The organism is Pseudomonas syringae pv. cilantro, from assembly GCF_001293775.1.
GTDB classification, from domain to species: domain Bacteria; phylum Pseudomonadota; class Gammaproteobacteria; order Pseudomonadales; family Pseudomonadaceae; genus Aquipseudomonas; species Aquipseudomonas syringae_P.
Genome location: NZ_LGLN01000039.1, coordinates 87243 through 108648 on the forward strand (window position 1 = coordinate 87243; position 21406 = coordinate 108648).

The following is a 21406-nucleotide window of genomic DNA, read 5'->3' on the forward strand; positions in this document are numbered from 1 at the left end:
TAGAACGAGGGTATCTGCCGGATACCCCCAACAATCCCGACCAATTAATTGACAGTTCGCCTATCTGCGACTGATATACCTCTTGTCATGCCGTTGCGAGCATTCGCTCCAGACGTTCTCCACCTCCCGAAGCTTCGCTGATCGATGCGCCTGTTTGCGCGTCGGGCGGTAGCTTTGTCCGCGGCATAATCCCGATGCATCCGAGAAGGCAGCCCTCATGGCGTTCAACCCTGTGCGCAGTGCCGATGCTGGCACGTCGATTCTGTCCATTGATAAATCGACGGTGGTGGCCTGGGTCGCCATCAGCCTGATTCTGGTCGAGACGCTGTCCGGCGCCCTGCGCTTCTATTTCGATCAGGCAGGCATCGGCCCGTTGCTGTACCTGCCCAAAGTTGCCTGCATCCTGTTGTTCGTAATTGAGCTGCGCACGTTCAAGGCCGGAGCGCTGTTCTGGACGTTCATGATGGTGTGGTTGATTTCCTGCCTGCTGGCCATGCTGCATCGCGCCAGTGTGCACAATCTGGCGTTCAGCCTGTTCGCACTGAGCCCGCTGGTGTTCGGTCTGGTGTGCTGCAAGGATCTGCTGCATCGTAAAAAGCTGTTGTCGTGGGCCATCGGCTTTTGCCTGATCGCTTCGCTGATCGGAATCGCCCTGGACAAATTCACCTACGTGCCGTGGAAAGGCTACAGCTACGTCGTCGGCGAAACCGAATTGAGTGCCAACACCACCTGGAGTGCCGACGACGTGGACCGCATTGCCGGTTTCGCCAGGGTGTCCAATGTGCTGTCGATCCTGATCGCGTTCTACACGCTGTACCTGTTCATGTTCCTGCGCTCGCGTCTCCTGATGCTGCTGCTGAGCGCCGTGACGCTGTATGCGATTGTACTGACAACCAGCAAGGCGCCGGCCGCTGCATTCGCGTTGACCATGGTGTTGCTGCTGATCCAGCGATCAGGCTGGAGCTGTCGGTTGCTGTGCGTGCTGGTGGTGTCCATCGGCCTGCTGTTGCCGGCGCTGGGTCTGGTGCTGAATCTGGAAGGCTACGCAGTGAGCAGCGGCGGTGTGCTGGGCTCGCTGTATGACCGTTTGATCAATACCTGGCCCAACCTGATTGCCGCGATGGACAGCGAGGGATGGATGCTGACCGGCGCGGGCTTCGGCATGGTCGGCAGCACGATGGGCATATTCCCGGTGGAAGGCGCAGGTGTGTTGTTGGGCATGGATAACTCTGCCCTGTACCTGTGGGCCATGCTGGGGCTGGTCGGCCTGCTGCTGTATGCGTTGCAGGTGCCGCTGCTGTTCAAACTGATCGACGATCGCACGCGCGTCGGCCGCATGCTGCTGGCAATCAGCTTCTGCTGGTGCCTGATCGGCTGGACCACCGACATGTTCGAGGTGGCCGTGGCCAATCTGTTCGCCGGGCTGGCCGTCGGTTACGGGATTGCCGCGAGAACCCGCTCGCCACGCCGAATGCCCTGAGTGCTGCTGACAGCGACTCCAGAATGCAGCGCCCTTCCCTGCCACCCCTTCAACGGCTGACCCTCATGGACTTCAGAAAAGACATCAATGGCCTGCGCGCCATCGCGGTCATCGCCGTGCTGGTGTTCCATTTCCGCCCGGCCTGGCTGCCGGGTGGTTTCGCCGGCGTGGATGTGTTTTTCGTGATCTCCGGCTACCTGATCACCGGGATCATTATGCGCGGCCTGAAAGCAGGCAGATTCAGCCTGCTGACGTTTTACACGTCCAGGGCTAGGCGTATCATTCCGGCGCTGGCGGCACTGTGTTTTGTGCTGTTGCTGGCGGGCTGGTTCTACCTGCTGCCGCTGGACTACAGCGCGCTGGGTACTCATGTGGCCAGCAGCCTGGGGTTCGTGTCCAATCTCGTTTACTGGCGCGAAGCCGGTTATTTCACCGCCAGTGCCCACGAAAAATGGTTGCTGCACACCTGGTCGCTGTCGGTCGAATGGCAGTTCTATCTGCTGTACCCGGTGGCGCTGCTGACCGTCAGCCGCTTCGTGGCGCTGCATAACCTGCGCTGGTGGGTAATGGGCTCGAGCGTGACAGGGTTGCTGGTCTGCGTGCTGGCGTCGTCGCAATGGCCGGAGGCGGCGTTCTACCTGCTGCCGACCCGCGCCTGGGAATTGCTGCTGGGCGGCGTGGCGTGCCTGTTCCCTTTCCAGCTGCGGGCCTTGCCGCAACGGATGCTGGAGCAGGTCGGGCTGCTGCTGATCGTATGCAGCTTTTTTCTGCTCTCGGTGCAAGACACCTGGCCGGGCTATCTGGTGCTGCTTCCGGTACTCGGGACTTTCGCGGTGATCGTCGCTGCACGCAACGATTCGCTGCTGACCGGCAATCCGCTTTCGCAGTGGGCAGGCAAGCTGTCTTACTCGATCTACCTTTGGCACTGGCCGGTGGTGGTGTGGATGAATTATGCCGGCCGGCTGGGCGATACCCTTGATGTGTTGGTGGGTATCGGTGTGGCACTGGTGTTGGGGCTGGCGTCGTGGTGGCTGATCGAGAGGCCCACGGGTACGCGCCAGCATCACGAGCGCTGGAGACTTGCCACCCTCGGTACGGCGATTGCGCTGGTGTTCGTCGGTGGCACTGTCATCAGCGCGACCCGAGGGGCCATGACGACGCTGCGGCCGATCAGTCTGTCGGACAAGGCTCATTTCATCCAGGAGTACGTCGACCTTCAGCACAACCTGTATGAGCCTTACTGGCTGAAATGTGACGCCTTTTCCGCACTGACCCAACGAGGTCAATCAGGTATCGACGAGGCCTGCACGCGCCGCCAGGGTGTTGGCGGCGTGTTTCTGTGGGGCGATTCTCATGCGCAGGCTTTGTCACTCGGGCTGCGTACTTTGCTGGCGAAAAACACGCCGTTCTATCAGGTGGCCGCGGCCAGTTGCCGGCCCAGCCTCAGCGACCATGAAGGACGAATCTCTGCGACCAGCCAGGCCTGTGATTACTCCAACAGCACGGCCCTGCACGGCATCGAGCGGTTGCGGCCTGAGGTTGTGGTCATCGCACAGAAGGATCGGCACGACCAGACCGACTGGCACCAGATCGCGGTCCGGCTCAAGGGCTACGGTGTGAAACATATCGTGCTGATCGGCCCGTTGCCGCTGTGGAATCCTTCGCTGCCGAGCGTCATTGCCAACCGCCATTGGGGGCTTACCGGCGCGTACATTAGCGATCCGGCGCTGGATCAGAGCGTCATGGTCCTGGATCAGGCCACCCGCAAGCTGGCGGTTTCGGCGGGCATCCAGTTCGTGTCGCTGATCGACGAGCTGTGCGTCGCCAATGCCTGTCGGGTGCGCCCGGAAAACAGCACCTCATTGCTGCAGATCGACTCCGGCCACCTGAGCGTAGAGGGCTCGCTGTACGTCGTACGCAACTACGTGCTGCCGCAGTTGTGACGCGGAGCTTCAGGCACGGCATTCCGCTGTGGGCGGACTTGTCCGCGAAGACGGTAGTTCAGACGATGCATTTTTGGAGAATATGCCGGCCCTTTCGCGAACAAGCGAAGCGTCACCCGCTCAGCCCCCACGCCATCAAAGCTCTTTGAGCCGCTCGGCAAACTTGACCAGATCAGCCAGTGAATCGGCTTGCATCTTGCGCATGACCGAGCCGCGGCGGACTTTGACGGTGATTTCGCTGACGTTCAGGCGTGCCGCGATTTGCTTGTTCAGCAGGCCGCTGACCACCAGGTCCATCACCTGCTGTTCGCCTTGATTGAGGCTTGTGTAACGGCGCTGCAACTCGGCTTCGACAGCCGCGCTCTGGCGGCGGCTGCGATCCTGCGCCAGCCCTTGCTGGATGGCGTCCAGCAAGTCCTGCTCGCGAAAAGGTTTGGTCAGAAACTCCACAGCACCGGCTTTCATTGCGCGGACCGACATCGGAATGTCGCCATGCCCGGTAATGAAAATGACTGGCAGGAAAATCCCCGATCTGGCCATGTGCTCCTGAAAATCCAGGCCGCTCATGCCCGGCATGCGGATGTCCAGAATCAGACAGCCCGGCGCGTCGGGACGCGACGTTTCCAGAAACGCCTGGGTCGAGCCGAACAACAGGCTGCGCAACCCGACCGACGCCAGCAGATCCTCCAGCGAAGAGCGCACCGACAGGTCGTCGTCGATGACGTAGACGATCGGCTCCTCAAGCGGCGTGGCGTTAGCGACTGTGTTCATCAGGTTTCCATCTTTCCGGTGGGCAGAGTGAAGTGAAACGTAGCACCGATTGACGGGTTGGGCATGACCCAGATACGCCCGCCGTGGGCCTCGATGATCGAGCGGCTGATCGCCAGACCAATTCCCATGCCCTCTTCCTTGGTGGTATAGAACGCGTCGAACAAGCGATGGGTGTTTTCCGGCTGCACGCCGATGCCATTGTCGCTGACCGCGAACCCGATATCGCCGCCGTCTCGCCAGTCCACCCGAATTTTCAGCTGCGCCTGATCCGGCTCGACCTTCTTCATCGCGTCCACGCCGTTGAGCATCAGGTTCAGCAGCACTTGCTGGATCTGCACCCGGTCAGCCAGCAACGGCGGCAGACCTTCCGGAACCTCGACCGTCAGCGCGACGCCCTGCTCTTCTATCTCGCTGTGCGCCAACGCAACGATTTCGGCGACGGTATCGGCAACGCTGATCCATTCCTTGTGGGTCGATGAACGCTTCGCCAGAGCGCGCACGCGCACGATGATATCGCCGGCCCGGTTGGCGTCGCCGATCATGCGTTCGACAGCTTGCCGGGCTTTGTCCAGATTGACCGGGTCGGTGGCCAGCCAGCGCTGGCAGGCGTTGCCGCTGATAACGATGGCGGACAGCGGCTGGTTGAGCTCATGGGCGATGGAAGCCGTCAGTTCACCCAATTGATTGACCCGTGCGATGTGCGCCAGTTGTGAACGCGCTTCATGAACCGTGCGGATGGCCAGCGCCATGCGCAACGCCAGCCAAGTGGTCATGGCGATGGCCGCCAGGCTGATCATGCAGTTGACCAGCCCCGACGCTTCACTGCCTCTGGAGGTCGTCATCTCGTAACTGATCACAGTCAGCACCATGCACAGCAGCGCGACGGCGATCACTCCGCCGACCGGCAGAAACCTGACAGCCAGCAGCACCACGGCGATCTGGAACACGCCCACGGCGATTTCCAGATCGGTCAAAGTGTCGGCAACCGCAATAGCCAGCGCCAACGTCAGCAAGGCGATCAGCCGCGCCGCCAGCACGGCTTTGCCACCGGATTCAGGTTCACGCATGCGCATCATCCCGCTCGTTTCAAAAGGCCTGTTGAGTATGTCGTACAAACCTCAGGACGGGTTGTCCAGGCTGAACTGATCGGCCAGCTCATCATAGGCAAACAACTCGGCGTAGCGCCCCCATTGAGTCACGGCGTTGAGGGTCTGCATGGCATCACTCTCGGACATGAAATCTTCCAGTTGATCCCGAAAGCGCCGCGCCGGTGCCGTGTGCGTGGGACGGTCATCCAGCACCCGGCGGATATGCGCCACCAGCGGCACGAAGCTCAGCAGATGCTGGGCGAACAGTTGTTTACGCTCATCCACATCGGCCAGCGCATAACGCTCCGCCGCAGGCAGCAAGCGCAGGTCGCCGCCCTTCAATTCAGCGAAGCGCAACAGTTGCAGCACCTCGGCAATCGGGAACAGTTCGTCGGCGTTGTAGTGCAGCGCAGCGGCCAGCTCCGGCAGGTCGGCTTTCAGGTTATGGGGCGGCGCGTGAATTGCCTCGATCAGCCCGGCCAGGGCGTTGGTGGAAACCTGTGGCAACACCATGCCCAGCCCGGTGCCGGGAAACACTCCCTGACGGATTTCGCCGGCGTCGTTGTCCTGAGTCATCAGCACGTAGATTTCTTCGACCAGCGCACGAAAAATCGGGTCCTGACGGTTGCGCGGCTGAGGCAGATCGACCTTGATCTCGCTGATCACCCGCCCAGGATTGGAGGAGAACAGCAGGATGCGATCGCACATCAGCACCGCTTCGGCGATGTTGTGCGTCACCATCAGGATCGACTTGATGGGCATGCGCCCCTCGCTCCACATGTCCAGCAGGTCGGTGCGCAGGGTTTCGGCGGTCAATACGTCGAGCGCGGAAAACGGCTCGTCCATCAGCAGCACATCCGGATCGATGACCAGCGCACGCGCCATGCCGACGCGCTGGCGCATGCCTCCGGAAAGCTCCTTGGGGTAGGCGCTCTCGAAACCGTCCAGCCCGATCAGATCAATCGCTGCCAGTGCACGCTTGCGACGCACGGCCGCCGGCACGCGCTGCGCTTCGAGGCCGACTTCAACATTCTCCAGCACGGTCAGCCAGGGAAACAGAGCGAAGCTCTGGAACACCATGCCCACCGACATCGCCTGCCCTTGCGCGACGCGAGGAAACTTCACCTGGCCTTCAGTCGGCACCACCAGCCCTGCGATGGAGCGCAACAGGGTGGATTTGCCCGAGCCGGAGCGCCCCAGCAGGCCGACGATTTCGTTCTCGTTGAGTTGCAGGGTCACGTCATCCAGCACTAGGCGCTCTTTGCTGGCCTTGCCGTACACATGTCGAACTTTCTGAACATCTACCAGGCAACGCGTTTCGACAGTCATCATGATGGCGCCCTCCCTACTCAAAATCACACAAGACTCAGACGGCGCTCGGCGAACCCGTACAGCGGGCGCCACAGCAGCCGGTTGAAAGCGATCACGAAGACCGACATGACGGCGATGCCCAGCGCCACACGCGGAAAGTCTCCCGCCTGGGTCGCACTGGCGATGTGCGAACCCAACCCCGCCGCCTGCAGATGCTGATCACCCCAGGACACCGCCTCGGCGACGATGCTGGCGTTCCACGAGCCGCCGGACGCGGTCAGTGCGCCGGTCACGTAATAGGGAAACACCCCCGGCAATGCCACGCGGCGCCACCACTGCCAGCCGCGCATGTTGAACATGCTGGCCGCTTCGCGCAGGTCGGTCGGCAAGGCGCTGGCCCCGGCGATCACGTTGAACAGGATGTACCACTGCGTACCCAGCACCATCAGCGGCGACAGCCAGATGTCCGGGTTCAGGTGCAGCCCGACGATGGCGATCACGGCGAAGGGAAACAGCACATTGGCCGGAAACGCCGCCATGAATTGCGCAATCGGTTGCAAGCGCTCGGCCCAGACCGGGCGCAGGCCGATCCAGACCCCGACGGGCACCCAGATCAGGCTGGCAACCACGATCAGCACAATCACCCGCAGCATGGTCGCCAGGCCCAGACCGAAGGCGGTGATCATGTCGCTCAAGCCAAGTGATGCTTCGATAAAACGGAACAGGTAAAGACTGGCGGTCAGGCATGCTGCCATGACCATCCCCAGCCACATGTAGTCGATCAACCGGGCGACCCATGGCGTCGGTTTGACTTTCCAGAACCGGGACACCACCCGCCAGTCGATCAGCATCAGGCCTTTCCACGGTGCGGCCAGCAGTGCGCCAAGCAGGGGCGCCAGTCGCGAGCGGCCCAGTACGCTGTACACCCACGAACGCGGACGCTTAGAAGATGCGGTTTGCTCGAAGCGGAATTTGTCCGCCCAGGCCACCACCGGCCTGAACAGCAGTTGGTCGTAAGCCAGGATGACCAACGCCATCGCGCCGACGGCCCAGCCAATCGCAGGCAGGTTTTTCTGCTCGACCGCCAGCGCCAGCCATGAGCCGATACCGGGCAGATTGACCGTGGTGTCGCCGACCGAAATCGCTTCACAGGCGACCACGAAAAACCAGCCCCCGGACATCGACATCATCATGTTCCACACCAGCCCCGGTATGGCGAACGGTAGCTCCAGCCGAGTGAACCGCAGCACGGGCGAGAGCCCGAACTGGCGACTGACTTCACTCAGGTCATTCGGCACAGTGCGCAATGACTGATAGAAACTGAATGCGATATTCCAGGCCTGGCTGGTGAAGATGGCAAAGATCGCCGCGCATTCGACGCCCAGTTGCCGACCGGGAAACAGCCCCATGAAGAACGTGACGGTAAAAGTCAGAAAACCCAGCACCGGGACAGATTGAAGAATATCCAGCGCGGGAATAATGACCTGTTCCGCCTTGCGACTTTTAGCGGCCAGGGTGGCGACGATGAAGGTGAATATCAGCGAAGCCGCCAGCGCGATAAACATGCGCAATGTGGTACGCAGGGCGTATTCCGGAAGCCGCGCCGGATCGAGTGTCACCGGGCTTGAGTCAAGCACTGCGAGGGGCTGTAGCATCTGGCCCACGCCATACCACAACAGCGCAATGAGGACGGCCAATATGACGACACATATACCGTCGGCTACATAAGCGTTGCGCGCGCCAGCCCTGACAAAACGGGGCGTGCGCAGGCTTTTACCAAATTCAGTCATCGAATGCATTGCTCACCTCGTGTCGGCAGCACAGGCGCAGGCCAGCCGTTTGATAAACAAACAGGCGGTCAGCGTTTACTGATCAAAGGGCATGAAGGCTGCCGGATAGTGAGGTAAAGCTTATCGAGTTTTGAACAACAGTTAAAACCTGCAAAAGTAGGTCATGTTTATCGGTCAGTATGGGTTATTTATACGAAGGTATAGGGATATGAATAACTCAGTGCGGGCACGGTTATGTAACACAACGCTAAAACAGCAGCATCAGGCCGTAGTATGAATACCTGTGGGAGCGCACTTGTTCGCGAAGACGGTCGGTCGTGTCGTTCAGACAATGCATTTTCGTCGATGATACTGGCCCTTTCGCGAACAAGCGAAGCCTCGCCCGGTCCGCTCCCACGACCTTCGGCCAGAATCAAAAGCAGACGTGTGTGTGACGCTCAGCGCCGGAGCATGGGACGAGTCTTGTAGTTCTCGTTCCCATGCCCGCCAGTTGGGCTGTGGCATCAAACCCGGAAGTGGCTGACCATCATTTGCAACTGTCCACCCAGGCGGGCCAGTTCGACGCTGGAGGCGGCGGTTTCTTCGCTGGCTTCGGCGGTCTGTTCGGACACGTCGCGGACATTGACAATGCTGCGACTGATTTCGTCGGCAACCGAGCTTTGTTGCTCGGCGGCCGCCGCGATCTGCTGGTTCATGGCCTGAATGTTCGACACGGTCCGGGTGATGTTTTCCAGCGACGCGCCCGCCTTGCGGGTCAGCTCGACACTGCTGTCGGTCAGTGCCCGGCTGCCCAGCATGATGCCCGATACCTGACGCGTACCGTTCTGCAGCGCAGCAACCAGCCCTTCGATTTCCTCGGTGGACTGCTGGGTGCGCTGGGCCAGGCCGCGTACTTCATCGGCAACCACGGCAAAACCACGCCCCGCCTCACCGGCACGCGCTGCTTCGATAGCGGCGTTGAGCGCCAGCAGATTAGTCTGCTCGGCCACCGCTTTGATCACGTCCATGACCTTGCCGATCTTGGCGCTTTCCTGCTCCAGCACATTCATTGCGTCGGACGAACGAGCCACTTCAGTGGCCAGCCGTTCGATCTGCTGAATGGCCTCACCCACCACTTTGTCGCCTTCGCGCGCCTGTTTGTCGGCATCGGATGCCGCAACGGAGGCCTGCTCGGCATTGCGGGCGACTTCATGGACAGTGGCCGACATTTCATGCATCGCCGTCGCAACCTGATCGGTCTCGACCTTCTGGCTGTTGACGCCGGCGCTGGTCTGCTCTGTCACCGCCGACAGCTCTTCGGCAGCACTGGCAATCTGCGTGACGCCGTCGCGAATACCGGAAATCAGCTCACGCAATGTGTTGCCCATGCGCTGAATACCCTGTTGCAATACGCCCAGCTCATCACGTCGGGTGATGGCTGCCGTATGAGTCAGATCGCCGGAAGCGATGCGCTCGACGATCGCCAGCGTATCGCGTATCGGGCGAGTGATCTGCCGGGTGATGACAACTGCTGCCAGAATGCCGAGCAGCATGACCAGCACCACGCAGCCGATCTGCAGATCACGTGCCTGGTCAGTTTCAGCCTGGGCCAGTTGCATCTGCAGCCCGTACAACTGCTCTCCCAGCTTGACGATGGTAGCGCCCTGAGTCGTCAGGTCCTTGCGCACATCGCCTGCGGTCTGCGCGGTCGCCTTGAAGGCATCCAGAGCGGTGCGGTAGTTGCGAAGTGCAGTTTCAAATTGCGCAACCTGCGCGCCATTGCTGGCACCGAACGCGGCTTTGAGCGTGTCCAGACGACTGATGGCGGCATCCAGTTGCTGGAAAGCGGCCTTTTCGCTTTTCTCGTCAGGCTTGGTGGTATAGCCGCGAACTTCATTCCCTGCCAGCAAGACATCCTGCCTGGCCGCATTGACCCGCTGTGACAGATCAAAACGTGTCGGGTCCGAGGGGTCCATGCGCGTGGCCGTCTCGTTCAGCGCTTCAACCATCTGAGTCGCAGTGGCTGCATTTGAAGTGATATCGGTGCGTACTTTTACAGCATCCCGGTAAACCGCACGCATGCTGTTGAGCGAGGCTTCGTAATCACGAGTGACCTGCGCCAGTTCGCCCAACGGCTTCAGATTGAGAGGGTTGGTGAAGCGGCTGCGCAGTGAGTCCTGTTGCGCCTTGAAAGCGTCCAGCTTGCTTTGCATGTTCTGCGCAGCGGTCTCGTCACCATCGGTGAGCATGTATTGCAGACGCGCAACGCGCAGGTTGGTCAGGTTGCTGCTGAGTTGAGCGATGTCACTGATTCTATCGATACGGTTGATGAGCTTGTCGAGGCTGGTCCAGCCGACGAGCGCAAGAATTGCCGTGAAAAAAAGAACGGTCCCAAAGCCCAGTGCCAACTTTTTGTTGACGCTGATATTCGCAAAACTGCTGTTCATAACATCTCCTGATTATGCTTTTTTATGCGCATCGACAGAGCTGAGAATTTGTTTTTATGAACAGCAAAACCGCGCGCCAGAGCTATCGGCCGCAGAAGTACAAAACTTGATAAAAAAGACGGCACTCGAACACTGATTTTTCAACAAAAAACGGGGGCTGCAGGCCCCCGGTCCGGTTAACCAACCAGTTTGAATCGTGCAACGACATTGCGCATATCGTTTGCAACCCGAGCCAGTTCGTCGGCAGTTACGGCGTTGTTGTCGATACCCAGCATCAAGGTACCGGAGCTGTTACGGATCTCCATGACGTTACGGTTGATGTCTTCGGAAACGGCATGCTGCTGTACGGCAGCGCTGGCGATCTGGGTGTTCATTTCGACAATACGCTCGACCCCCTCGCTGATGCTCGACAGGCTGCCCGATGCTTCGCTGGCCGCACTGATGCATGCTTGAGCCTTGTGCTGCCCGGCCTGCATCTGCTGCACCGCGGCATCGGTCGCGCTTTGCAATTGCTGGATGATGCTGCGGATCTCCTCAGTAGATGCCTGAGTACGCGATGCCAGCGTGCGGACCTCATCGGCCACGACCGCAAAACCGCGACCCTGCTCACCGGCACGCGCCGCCTCAATGGCGGCGTTGAGCGCCAGCAGATTAGTCTGATCGGCAATGGTGCTGATCACCTGGATAACGCCGCCAATCGACTGGCTGTGCAACGCGAGCGCCTGCACCTTTTGAGCGCTGACTTCCACTTCATCGGCCAACGCCTGAATCGTCGTGTGCGCCTGATGCATGATGCGCAAACCGTTACGCGAAGCCGTATTGGCCTCATCAGCGGCCAATGCTGCACCTTCAGTGTTCTGCGCCACATCGGCCACGCTCGCGGTCATCTCGTTGATGGCCGTGGCGACTTGCTCGGTTTCAGCCTGTTGCGCGTTCATCGATTGCTTGGCCAGACCGATGGAGGTGCCCAGTCGCGCGGCCACGTCAGACAGCTCGTGCGAGGTGCGATCCATGTGCGAGATAGAGCTGGAAAACGCCTCTGCCATGAGGTTCAGACCGTTGCCGATATCGGCCACTTCGTCCTTGCTGGTCACCTGCACTCGCGCACTCAGATCACCTTCAGCCAGACGACGGGTGACATTCAAAAGATTATCGATGGCCAGTCGCAAGGCGCGGTAGATGCTGAGGAACGCATAGAGCAGCAACAGCCCCATGATCACGCACATGGCGATAACGACTTCGAGCTGCAGCAGAAGCGCGTCATAGCGCGTATCCAATTCACCCAGAAGCGCGGTCTGAATTTCATCCTGAGCCTTATAAAGGCCCGCTATCACCACATTACCGCGAGCACTGAGCGCTTGACCCTGCTGAACCGAGAATTCCGAGCCTTTTACGTAGGCATGCAAGTCATTGCGAAAGCTGTCCATCGTCGAGGTCGCAGCCGCAATAGGCTCGCCAATGCGAGTGGCGAGCTCTGGTGAGCGGCGCTTGAGCAGTCGAACGCTTTGTTCCAGCTCGGCACGAAATTGCAGCTCGATTTTCAACAGGCTTTCAAGCGAACCGCGCATCGATACACTCAGACCCTGACCGGTGCTCAAACCCGCCGTGATACCGCGAATCTGGCCGGCCACGTTGATTTCTCTGGGCATACGAATGGTGCTCAAATCAATCAGGAACAGCGAAGCGTAATCTTCGTCCAGAACCATGCCCGAGGTGGCCGAGACGTAATAGATGAAGTTGAGCGTCTGAGCCAGTTGCTCGTTCCACTTTGCAAACAGCTCATCTTGCGAAAGACCTGGCTTGACACTTTCCATCAATGATCTGGCGCTCTCACGGAGCTGCTGAACACGATTTTCCGTTTCCAGCAGGCGTCCCTGGCGGGCATCCATGTCAGCAAGGTTATTGAGGGCTGCCTCAAGCTGACCACGATTGCTGATCAGGTCTTGAGTGGCAGATGCGTCACCGGAGAGCAGCCGGTTAGTGTGCGCACGTTGCAGCATGGACAGTTTCAGAACAGGCGTGACGACTTGCAGATACTCACGGCCAATGCGCTCTTGCTCAACGGTGTCGATGCTCGAATTCAGGCTACTGAATACCCGCAAACCGAGAACGATCAGCGGAATAACGATAATGACGGCCAAGACAGAAAATTTGGCAGGGAAACGCAGCCGGTTGGTGAGGCTGATACCAGGCGAAAGAATATTCATGTTTTTCTCGTTTAATGAAGGCGCCTGATCCGGCTGAAAAAACTCCTTTCTTTGCATTACGGCAAGTGCAGATCATTTTTTGCGATCCCGAACAGATCATCCATTCGAGTGAAGGCACTGTGACATCATTTCAGAGCGAGGCATCATTGAGAAGTTCAATGAGGGTCATCATCTGATACCGACCTATCGGCAGGGCCGCGCAGAACGTGAGCGTGAGAAAGATATGCAGTTGCGAAGGGGATGCAGCAAGCACAGGACTTCAGGCGGGAAGGGGTGACTCAAACGAGGGCGTGGGTGAATGACGGAGAGCATGAAACCGAGAATCTGGCTGGCGAAACTGCGAGTCTGTACCGTCGTGCGACAACCTGGCTGCACGACGGTTGGCGTCATTCTGCTTCGAGGGATGACAGGTCTTTCAAGCCCTCGCCCACTCCACATTCGACAAGCCAAGTTTTTCAGCTTGAGGTTTGCTCAGTTTGGGCACCGGATCTGAACGGTATTTGGGAATAGCACCAAAACCTGCATCAACCGAAGCCCAATGCCAGGCCTCCCGATTGTCCATGGCAACAGCCCTTATATAGAACGTTTTGTAACTGCCATGCAGCAGGTAATCGATACGGTAGTGTTTTTCATCAGCCATGGGGGTCGCTCCTGCTTTGTCAACTCGCAAAACAGATCATGGGCGTTTCAAAAAATTCCAAATATTATTACTATAATCTAACCGATATCATACTGCCATCAATCCACACACTCAAATGAATAGGCTCTCGCGTAAGTTAGTTAATAGACCCTGTTTATAACGCGAATCAGTTCATTGCATTAATGATTAAATCGTTGCCGGTCCACGCCTCCCGATCTGCGAGCTTTTAACTAAGAATTTTGACGTTGACCTGATTAACCGCTGGATAAGCAAACTCTATTGAACTCCGGATTTTATACCGCTCGTCCCATAAAAATAAAATTTCGAGCAACGTTTACAGGCGCCCCCTCTCATACCCAGTGACTGCGTTGAATCAAGCCCATTCGTATGGGTTAACGCTTCCCGAAGAGACAAAGCCTGAGGAAACGACATGTTCATTCATAACAAACGACTTCAATATACCGTCCGCGTAGCCCGTCCAAATCCAGGACTCGCCAATTTGCTGCTGGAGCAATTTGGTGGCGCTCAAGGTGAACTGGCTGCCGCCGGACGTTACTTCACCCAAGGCCTGAGCGAAGATGATCCAGGCCGTAAAGATTTGCTGATGAGCATCGCCACCGAGGAACTCAGCCACCTCGAAATCGTGGGTTCGATTATCGTTATGCTCAACAAGGGTGCCAAAGGCCAACTGGCTGAAGGTATTGAAGAAGAAGGCGAGCTGTATCGGGCCATTAACGGCGACGGTAACGATTCGCACATCACCAGCCTGCTTTATGGAGCTGGTGCGCCTTTGACCAACTCGGCAGGTGTGCCGTGGACCGCTGCCTACATCGACACTATTGGCGAACCCACTGCCGACTTCCGCTCCAACATCGCCGCCGAAGCACGGGCGAAGATCGTTTACGAGCGTTTGATGAATGTCACCGATGATCCGGGCGTGAAAGAAGCGCTGGGCTTTCTCATGACGCGTGAGATCGCGCACCAGTTGTCTTTCGAAAAAGCCCTGCACGCTATTCAGCCGAACTTCCCGCAAGGCAAGCTGCCTGGCGTGCCGGAGTTCACCAACAAATTTTACAACATGTCCGGCGAGCCAAATGTACGTGGCCCGTGGAACCAGGGTGGCGAGTGGGAGTTCGTCAAGTCGCCTGAGCCGGCAGTCGATGGCGGTGACGGTTCTGCGACTGTAGAGCTGAATGCCGAAGATACGGAAGTTCTGGAAATGATGAAGGAACGGACCCAATCCGATCCGGCATCCAATCCTATTACCGGCGCTGACCTTGGGTCGGGATTCGTTCAGGGTAGAGACCGTTAAGAGATCTTGCTTGCGTGGCTGTCCTGCAAAGGGCAGCCCCTTGAAAGGCTCTGAACAGTTCGGACGTCGCGATCAGGAGAAAGGATCATGAAGCACACACGCTCCAACAAGCACCTCTTGCCTGATGGCGAGTTCAAGCACGCACTAACAGATGCGGTATTCGTGAACGGGCTTCGTGCTTTCGAGGCACAGGCGCTTCTGGCACGCAGAGGCTTTCAGGTGGTCATGGCCGCCAAAGTCTTTGGTGTCGGGACGTTGCTTGATAACAACTTGCCCAGACGCTGATTACCCGGTTTTTGTAGCACGTTTCAACCTTTTAGATACCTGTAAGCGAGGCTGAATATCAGCCTCGCCTGTGGATAACTTCACGTGCAAAAAGGATTAACGACATGGCTCGTACCACCATACAAGATCTGTTCATTCATGAACTTTCGGATGTTTATAGCGCCGAAAAGCAAATCACCAAAGCACTGCCAAAGCTGGCACGTGCCTCGACCAACCCGCTGCTCGCCGAAGCGTTCAAGATGCATCTGGAAGAAACTCTAGGCCAGATCGAGCGTATCGACCAATTGGTAGAAGCTGAAGGCCTGAAGCTCAAGCGTATGAAATGCATGGCGATGGAAGGTCTGATCGAAGAAAGCAAAGAATTGCTGGATGAGATCGAAAAAGGCGAGGTACTTGATGCAGGCTTGATTGGCGCCTGTCAGAAAGTCGAGCACTACGAGATCGCCGCTTACGGCACACTTATCGCCATGGCTAAACATCTGGGTATGAAAGACGCTGTGAAATTACTGAGTGAGACACTGGCTGAGGAAAAGGGCGCTGATGAGAAACTGACCGCCATCGCTGAACAAGGCGGCGCTCAGGCAGCCACTTCCAAGAAGTAATCAGTGCACCTGTGCACCAATAGCCGCATGACCTGCTCTCTCGCGAGGGAGTTCCGGGCATGCGGCATAATCACGTCATCCTGTTGCAGCTACATTACTTTTTCGCAGCGTCGCCGCCGTGCTCAGCCGCCAGCTTCTTCGCGTGGGTCAGATGATCTTTCAGGGTCGGCAGGGTCGCTTTTGCAAACGCCATCAACTCTGGATCCTTGCCGTTATTGGCTTCTTCTTCAAACAATTTGATGGTTTCTTCATGCGCAACAACCTGATTGTTCGCGTACGCCTGATCGAATGACTTCTTGCGCATTTCCAGGATCAGCGCCTTGGCTTTGTCCATCAGCATGGGATCGTCAGACACCTCAAGCTTTTTGTCCTTGGCAATCGTCGCCAGCTTCTCGTTGGCGGCGGTGTGATCCTTGACCATCTGCTCTGCAAACTCTTTTACTGCTGGGGATATGTCCTTCTCATCCAGTGCCAGCTTGCCCAGCTGGACTTCCGCGATACCTTTGGCAGAGGCATCCTTTACAAAGTCATCAGCATCCTGGGCGGCAACAGCCACCTGAGAACCAAGCGAAAGTACAATGGCAATGGCGCTCATGCGAAAATAATTATTCATTTTCGGTCATCCTTTTGTGGACTACTTCTGTGGGCTAAAAATGCCATCGTGATCGACGGCATACAGGTTCGGACCCACCTCGAAAATCTGCGTTCCGCGTTTTTGACTATTCGTGTCGTGAGCGGCTGAACGCTCAAGCGTACAGCACCTATAAAACCTGAAGCCGGCTTTCTCTGACGGTATTTACCTTTATGGAATAACGGTATTGCCACCCATCGGTCCCCGATAAAATTCGCTGAATTTTCCCTGTGCTGCAGTACTCCTTTCTCTACGCTTTATAGAAAACAGAAAGTCTCGCGTGACCGCGTCTATCGTGATTTTCAACTGCCGAGGTAAGATTTTCATGACGTCTCTTCAAGTGATGACCGGCACCACCGTCGTCCAAACCGTCGTTGAAGAAGCCCGTTCAAAAACCATCTACCAGTCATGGATGAATGATCGGGCTCCAGAACATCAACATGATGCGGTCACGTTTCTGAATCACTGCCTGGCTCGCGCAGAGCGGGAAGCCTGCGATCTTCCGGCACAACCGGAAGCGCTCGAGCAGTGGATGGAACACAACGTCGGGGTCGTCGCCGATCAATACGCGCGTTATCTGGAAGAGCGGCGCAACGGCCAGCCGCGACGGTTTTTCAAGACCAAGGCGCAGGCGATGTATTTCATCCAGCACGTTGCGCCGGTGAAGCTGGTCGACGGTGCCTGGTTGTACGGGCTGCTGCCGCACTGGGCGGACTATCGATTCCACGGCCTGATTCGGACCTATCTGGAAGAGTTGGGTGATGGCGAGCAGGCGCAGAATCACGTGTCGCTGTACCGCAAACTGCTGGCCGATCTTGACTGCGACACCAGCGCCCCGCTGCCGGATGAAGCGTATCTGCAAGCCGCCATTCAGCTGTCGCTGGGCCAGTTGAGTGATCAGTACCTTCCCGAAGTTATTGGCTACAACCTTGGCTATGAACAACTGCCGCTGCACTTGCTCATTACCTCGTTCGAACTGAACGAGCTGGGCATCGACCCTTATTATTTCACCCTGCACGTCACGATCGATAACGCCAGCACCGGGCATGCACGCAAGGCTGCGCAAAGCGTCATCGAACTGATGCCGGTCGGTCAGGAGCGCGATGAGTTCTATCGACGGGTCGCCAACGGCTATCGCTTGAATGAACTGGGCATGGGTTCTTGCGAGGTCATTCAGTCGTTCGATCTGGAGCAGGAAGTGGTGGCCATGCTCGAGCGCAAGCGGACGTTCGGTCAGCATATGCATTCCGACTACTGCCGGCTGGATGGCAAGACTGTCAACGAGTGGCTTGCCGAGCCGGATCAGATTCCGGAGTTTCTTGCTGTGCTGGAGAACCGAGGCTGGATCAAGCGTCACGAAGATCCGCTGCACAGCCGCTTCTGGAAGTTGTTCGAAGGCGCTGGTGCGCCGATGTTCGGCGTATTCAATGGCTATGAAAAGCAACTTGTGCACGACTGGATTGCGGGCGACTGGCTCTCCGATGGCAGCGCCCAGGCAACTAATGGCAAACGCTTGCCCGAAGCGTTTCGTTCGCGTTTTCGTAACGTGCAGGGCGGCCAGCCCTCGCCTGCCATCGCGCAGCCGACCTCGGCAGATATCGACCCGGACGTTCGCGAGTTACTCATGAAGCTCGAATCAGCGCCGGCGACTGAAAGGATGTCGACCTTGATCGCAAGCATGTCGCCCGCACGGCATGCGACGGCGGCCGGTCTGCACGCCACTCGCCTGTTTGTCAGCAGCATGGCCGAACGGCTGACGGGAGCGCACGCATGAGTCATCCGCTGCCCGACCGCACCGCGCTGATCACGTTGGCAGAACGCCTGAAAACCACCGGCTACCGCTTCATTACGCCGACGCCACTGACCCACCGTCACGTCAATCAGCGCCCGGAAAATCGCGTCGCCGCCTCATTGCGGGATATTTTTGGCTGGAGCCGTCTGATCCCGGAATTCATGCTGCCGGTCTCGGAAGCGCAAGGCCTGCTGGACGCCGGTGTTCTTGAACGCAGCGAAGACGGCCTGAAGAGCCGGGTCAGATTTTCGAGCCTGAATGATCTGCTGCTGGTGCACTCAGCGTTCCCGACAACCGATGAAGATTCAGTGTTTTTCGGTCCTGATACTTACCGCTTTGCGCAATCGATCAATCGCCATCTGCAAGACACTTCGCATCCGATCAGCCGCGCCGTGGACATCGGCTGCGGCACCGGAGCCGGCGGCCTGCTGATTGCCGTCGCCCGCCCCGACGCCCAGGTGTATGCCGTCGACATCAACCCGAAAGCGCTGCACTTCGCCGAGACCAACGCTGCTGTAGCCGGTCTGCACAATGTGGAGTGCTGCCCAAGCGATATCCTCTCGGGCGTGACCGACAATTTCGACCTGATCGTCGCCAACCCGCCGTACATGAAGGACAGCAAGCGCCGGGCTTACCGCCATGGCGGTGATGCACTTGGCGCGGACCTTTCGGTGCGCATCCTGCGTGAATCCCTGGACCGCCTCACGCCGGGCGGCTCGCTGGTGCTTTATACCGGCGTGGCAATGGTCGGCGAGCATGACCCGTTCTTCGATGCAGTCCGCAGCGATATCGACCATACAGCGCTGGCATGGACCTACCGCGAACTGGACCCGGATGTGTTCGGCGAGGAACTGCTGGAAGACGGTTACGAAGACGTGGACCGCATCGCTGCCGTGGAATTGATTGTCACTCGGCGTTCATAAGCAGGCTGGGCTATGCAGCCCAGCATCTCGTCCATTATTTCCAGCGCTCCACTATTTCCAACACTCTAATGCAAACGTCCCGACACTCGGAGACGCTGCATTTTATCGCCCGCCTTTTCTTGATAGTCCGTGTCAATGCCGTGCATAAGAACCTGAAATTGGTCAGTGACTGTTCATTCCGGTAGTACTGGACAGGCGCCTTGGGTCACCCAGCGCTAACTGGATAGCCAGCAGCAACTATTCACGGCATCAAGGAGGACAGCACATGCCACGACTGAACAGGATCATTGAAACAGCGCTTTATGTAGAAGACCTTGCAACGGCGGGACGCTTCTATCAGCAGACACTTGAACTGGAGGTCATGTTCGAAAGCCCGACATTGATAGCACTCAATGTCGGAGGCTCGAATACTTTACTGTTGTTCAAGCGCGGGGCGTCACTTGAAACCCAATACCTGAGTGACGGAGAAATTCCGCCGCACGATGCACAGGGACGAATTCACGTGTGCTTTGCCATCGACGCTGACCAGTTGCAGTCATGGGTTGATCGGCTCGTTCAAGCCAACGTCGCCATCGAAGGCCGGACCCAATGGCCAAAGGGCGGTTCGAGCATTTATTTCCGCGATCCGGATCAACATCTGGTAGAGCTGCTGACGCCGGGATGCTGGGCGATTTATTGAACTGGTTCTGGTTGCTGGGTCTGGTCGCAATAGTGACTTTAACGAACAGCGGCTGTCTGGTACGTCTCCAAACCCGTCGCTGCGACAAACGCCACGACCTCAACGACAGCCCAATCTCCGCCTGCTAATGTCGCACCAAGTGGCCACGTTGTGCTGCCGGTTGACAGGAGGTCACTGTGCGTCGGGATTACCTGGCTTTCTTCATCTCGCTGTTTCTGTCACGGCTGGCCGACCAGATTCTGCTCTTCATCGTGCCGCTGGTCGTGTTCCAGACCACCAAAAGCGCGTCCTGGGCCGGGCTGGCGTTTTTTGCCGAATCGCTACCGCGCTACCTCGCGTTTCCGCCATGCGGCGCTTTGTGTGACAGGTTCTCGCCCGTCAGGATTCTGCACATCAGTCAGGCCTGCCGCGCGCTACTGTGCGTCGTGGCAACGCTGCTCTATGCGATCTTTGGCGGCATCGCCTGGCTGGTGGTGCTGTCGGCACTGTGCGGGATACTGACCACCCAAGGCATCATGGCCCGCGAGGTGCTGATGCCGCACATCTTTCAGCACTACTGCTACACCGAAACCCTGTCCTACTCACAAATCGCCGATCAGACGGGGCTGGTTCTCGGGCCACTGGTGGCAGCGCTATGGCTGAATATCTGGGCCTGGTACTGGGTGGTGATGTGGGTAGCCGGGTTGTTCGTGCTGGCCGACCTGAGCATGCGGGTATGGCAGCGTCTCAGCAACATCACACTTGAGGTCCACGCGCAGCATCAGGACATCTGGCTGCAACCCCTGCGAATTGCCTTCGGCCACATCCACGCGTTGGCCGAACTGAAAAAGATCATCACCCTGGCCGTCGGCGTGAACCTGATCGTCGGCGTCACGCTGGCGACTTCGGCAGCTATGGTGATCGGCGAGTACCGCGCCGACACGAACGACTACGCCGGGCTGCAGACGGCGGGGGCGGTGGCAACCATCGTCATTCTGTTGCTCCTCGCCCGACTGCCAGCGCCTCTTCGGATTCTTGGCGGCGTCGCTTATCCCATGATCGCCGCTGGTGCGTTCATTACGGCCATGAGCCCGAATCTGGCGGGCTATACAACAGGTTTCCTGCTGATCGTCAGCTTCGACAAAATGTTCAACGTCTACATGCGCAGCATCCGCCAGCGCGTCATTCCACCTCAGGACTTCGGCAAAACCTTGGGCGTGATCACCTTGCTCAACAACCTGTCACAACCGCTGGCTGGATTGCTGGTGGCATTATTGGCAGCGCCTTTGGGTGTGCAAGGGGTTATTCTGGGAATGGCTGCGGTGACTGCGTTGCTGGGGGTGTTTGCGGTGTGGTGGTTTGTCGGGGTGGGAAGCCGGTATGGCGCTGCAAAGGTCGAGAGGCAGTGATCTTAAACAATTAAGTCAGTCTCGTCGGCTAGCGTAGATTGGCGTCTGTAGGCTGCCAGTTTGAGTTTTAAAGTCAGTCTCGCGAGGCCGCCAACTTGGGTTTGCGCCTCGCAAAAAGGGACTGTCAGATTTTTTGTG

The 21406-nt window shown here is 58.0% G+C and carries 17 protein-coding genes and 2 pseudogenes; 9 read left to right on the top strand and 10 right to left on the bottom strand.

From position 1 onward, the window contains the following. Window positions 1-217: 217 nt before the first annotated feature. Window positions 218-1480 (top strand): hypothetical protein, encoded by a 1263-nt coding sequence (locus tag ABJ99_RS12505; protein WP_054086108.1) that lies wholly within the window; start codon window positions 218-220, stop codon window positions 1478-1480. Window positions 1481-1545: 65 nt separating this feature from the next. Continuing rightward, window positions 1546-3423: an acyltransferase family protein gene (locus ABJ99_RS12510; protein ID WP_054086109.1), complete on the top strand. Its 1878-nt coding sequence runs from the start codon at window positions 1546-1548 to the stop codon at window positions 3421-3423. A gap of 135 nt (window positions 3424-3558) precedes the next feature. On the opposite strand, the gene ABJ99_RS12515 is transcribed toward ABJ99_RS12510, so the two are convergent. From ABJ99_RS12515 to ABJ99_RS12545, 9 genes and pseudogenes are all read right to left on the bottom strand, one after another. Beyond that, on the bottom strand, window positions 3559-4194 hold the full coding sequence (locus ABJ99_RS12515) for a response regulator transcription factor (protein WP_054086110.1): 636 nt from the start codon (window positions 4192-4194) through the stop codon (window positions 3559-3561). Then, a complete protein-coding gene (locus ABJ99_RS12520) occupies window positions 4194-5261 on the bottom strand; it encodes a sensor histidine kinase (protein ID WP_054086136.1) in 1068 nt (355 codons plus the stop codon). The genes ABJ99_RS12515 and ABJ99_RS12520 overlap by 1 nt, the downstream gene beginning before the upstream one ends. 51 nt (window positions 5262-5312) lie before the next feature. Beyond that, window positions 5313-6617, bottom strand: coding sequence for an ABC transporter ATP-binding protein (locus ABJ99_RS12525; protein WP_174518440.1), 1305 nt, complete (start codon window positions 6615-6617; stop codon window positions 5313-5315). A gap of 20 nt (window positions 6618-6637) precedes the next feature. Further along, complete coding sequence (locus ABJ99_RS12530) at window positions 6638-8392, bottom strand: ABC transporter permease (protein ID WP_054086112.1); 1755 nt, start codon at window positions 8390-8392, stop codon at window positions 6638-6640. A gap of 494 nt (window positions 8393-8886) precedes the next feature. Beyond that, complete coding sequence (locus ABJ99_RS29810) at window positions 8887-9750, bottom strand: methyl-accepting chemotaxis protein (RefSeq protein ID WP_412032780.1); 864 nt, start codon at window positions 9748-9750, stop codon at window positions 8887-8889. A 39-nt stretch (window positions 9751-9789) separates the two neighbouring features. After that, window positions 9790-10809, bottom strand: a pseudogene (locus tag ABJ99_RS29815) (methyl-accepting chemotaxis protein); the annotation flags it as partial. Window positions 10810-10985: 176 nt separating this feature from the next. Beyond that, window positions 10986-11855, bottom strand: coding sequence for a methyl-accepting chemotaxis protein (locus ABJ99_RS29820; protein WP_412032781.1), 870 nt, complete (start codon window positions 11853-11855; stop codon window positions 10986-10988). After that, window positions 11856-13073, bottom strand: a pseudogene (locus ABJ99_RS29825) (HAMP domain-containing protein); the annotation flags it as partial. Window positions 13074-13431: 358 nt separating this feature from the next. Beyond that, complete coding sequence (locus tag ABJ99_RS12545) at window positions 13432-13656, bottom strand: DUF6555 family protein (RefSeq protein WP_007252311.1); 225 nt, start codon at window positions 13654-13656, stop codon at window positions 13432-13434. A 430-nt stretch (window positions 13657-14086) separates the two neighbouring features. On the opposite strand from ABJ99_RS12545, the gene ABJ99_RS12550 reads away from it, so the two are divergent. The 3 genes from ABJ99_RS12550 (at window position 14087) to ABJ99_RS12560 (ending at window position 15855) form a co-directional block, all read left to right on the top strand. Continuing rightward, window positions 14087-14968, top strand: a complete 882-nt coding sequence (locus ABJ99_RS12550) for a manganese catalase family protein (RefSeq protein WP_054086114.1) — start codon at window positions 14087-14089, stop codon at window positions 14966-14968. An 87-nt stretch (window positions 14969-15055) separates the two neighbouring features. Next, the gene (locus tag ABJ99_RS12555) at window positions 15056-15253 is read left to right on the top strand and encodes a hypothetical protein (RefSeq protein ID WP_054086115.1); all 198 of its coding nucleotides are present in this window, start codon (window positions 15056-15058) and stop codon (window positions 15251-15253) included. Window positions 15254-15357: 104 nt separating this feature from the next. Beyond that, a complete protein-coding gene (locus ABJ99_RS12560; RefSeq protein ID WP_054086116.1) occupies window positions 15358-15855 on the top strand; it encodes a YciE/YciF ferroxidase family protein in 498 nt (165 codons plus the stop codon). Window positions 15856-15949: 94 nt separating this feature from the next. On the opposite strand, the gene ABJ99_RS12565 is transcribed toward ABJ99_RS12560, so the two are convergent. Beyond that, the gene (locus ABJ99_RS12565) at window positions 15950-16468 is read right to left on the bottom strand and encodes a DUF4142 domain-containing protein (protein WP_054086117.1); all 519 of its coding nucleotides are present in this window, start codon (window positions 16466-16468) and stop codon (window positions 15950-15952) included. Window positions 16469-16811: 343 nt separating this feature from the next. Between ABJ99_RS12565 and ABJ99_RS12570 the strand changes: the two genes are divergently transcribed. The 4 genes from ABJ99_RS12570 to ABJ99_RS12585 all read left to right on the top strand — a co-directional run bounded on the left by ABJ99_RS12570 (window position 16812) and on the right by ABJ99_RS12585 (window position 21268). Beyond that, window positions 16812-18260: an iron-containing redox enzyme family protein gene (locus ABJ99_RS12570; protein ID WP_054086138.1), complete on the top strand. Its 1449-nt coding sequence runs from the start codon at window positions 16812-16814 to the stop codon at window positions 18258-18260. After that, window positions 18257-19201 (top strand): methyltransferase, encoded by a 945-nt coding sequence (locus ABJ99_RS12575; protein ID WP_054086118.1) that lies wholly within the window; start codon window positions 18257-18259, stop codon window positions 19199-19201. Before ABJ99_RS12570 ends, ABJ99_RS12575 begins: the two co-directional genes overlap by 4 nt. A gap of 265 nt (window positions 19202-19466) precedes the next feature. Next, window positions 19467-19880, top strand: a complete 414-nt coding sequence (locus ABJ99_RS12580; RefSeq protein WP_054086119.1) for a VOC family protein — start codon at window positions 19467-19469, stop codon at window positions 19878-19880. Window positions 19881-20056: 176 nt separating this feature from the next. Then, window positions 20057-21268: an MFS transporter gene (locus ABJ99_RS12585; RefSeq protein WP_054086120.1), complete on the top strand. Its 1212-nt coding sequence runs from the start codon at window positions 20057-20059 to the stop codon at window positions 21266-21268. Window positions 21269-21406 lie beyond the last annotated feature (138 nt).

Bases quoted from the DNA above. Each gene is read 5' to 3' on its own strand.
- ABJ99_RS12560 (WP_054086116.1), top strand. From the start codon at position 15,358: ATGGCTCGTACCACCATACAAGATCTGTTCATTCATGAACTTTCGGAT.
- ABJ99_RS12545 (WP_007252311.1), bottom strand. From the start codon at position 13,656: ATGGCTGATGAAAAACACTACCGTATCGATTACCTGCTGCATGGCAGT.
- ABJ99_RS12565 (WP_054086117.1), bottom strand. From the start codon at position 16,468: ATGAATAATTATTTTCGCATGAGCGCCATTGCCATTGTACTTTCGCTT.
- ABJ99_RS12510 (WP_054086109.1), top strand. From the start codon at position 1,546: ATGGACTTCAGAAAAGACATCAATGGCCTGCGCGCCATCGCGGTCATC.
- ABJ99_RS29810 (WP_412032780.1), bottom strand. From the start codon at position 9,750: ATGGGCAACACATTGCGTGAGCTGATTTCCGGTATTCGCGACGGCGTC.
- ABJ99_RS12520 (WP_054086136.1), bottom strand. From the start codon at position 5,261: ATGCGTGAACCTGAATCCGGTGGCAAAGCCGTGCTGGCGGCGCGGCTG.
- ABJ99_RS12555 (WP_054086115.1), top strand. From the start codon at position 15,056: ATGAAGCACACACGCTCCAACAAGCACCTCTTGCCTGATGGCGAGTTC.
- ABJ99_RS12570 (WP_054086138.1), top strand. From the start codon at position 16,812: ATGACGTCTCTTCAAGTGATGACCGGCACCACCGTCGTCCAAACCGTC.
- ABJ99_RS12575 (WP_054086118.1), top strand. From the start codon at position 18,257: ATGAGTCATCCGCTGCCCGACCGCACCGCGCTGATCACGTTGGCAGAA.
- ABJ99_RS12550 (WP_054086114.1), top strand. From the start codon at position 14,087: ATGTTCATTCATAACAAACGACTTCAATATACCGTCCGCGTAGCCCGT.
- ABJ99_RS12515 (WP_054086110.1), bottom strand. From the start codon at position 4,194: ATGAACACAGTCGCTAACGCCACGCCGCTTGAGGAGCCGATCGTCTAC.
- ABJ99_RS12530 (WP_054086112.1), bottom strand. From the start codon at position 8,392: ATGCATTCGATGACTGAATTTGGTAAAAGCCTGCGCACGCCCCGTTTT.
- ABJ99_RS12580 (WP_054086119.1), top strand. From the start codon at position 19,467: ATGCCACGACTGAACAGGATCATTGAAACAGCGCTTTATGTAGAAGAC.
- ABJ99_RS12505 (WP_054086108.1), top strand. From the start codon at position 218: ATGGCGTTCAACCCTGTGCGCAGTGCCGATGCTGGCACGTCGATTCTG.
- ABJ99_RS29820 (WP_412032781.1), bottom strand. From the start codon at position 11,855: ATGGCAGAGGCGTTTTCCAGCTCTATCTCGCACATGGATCGCACCTCG.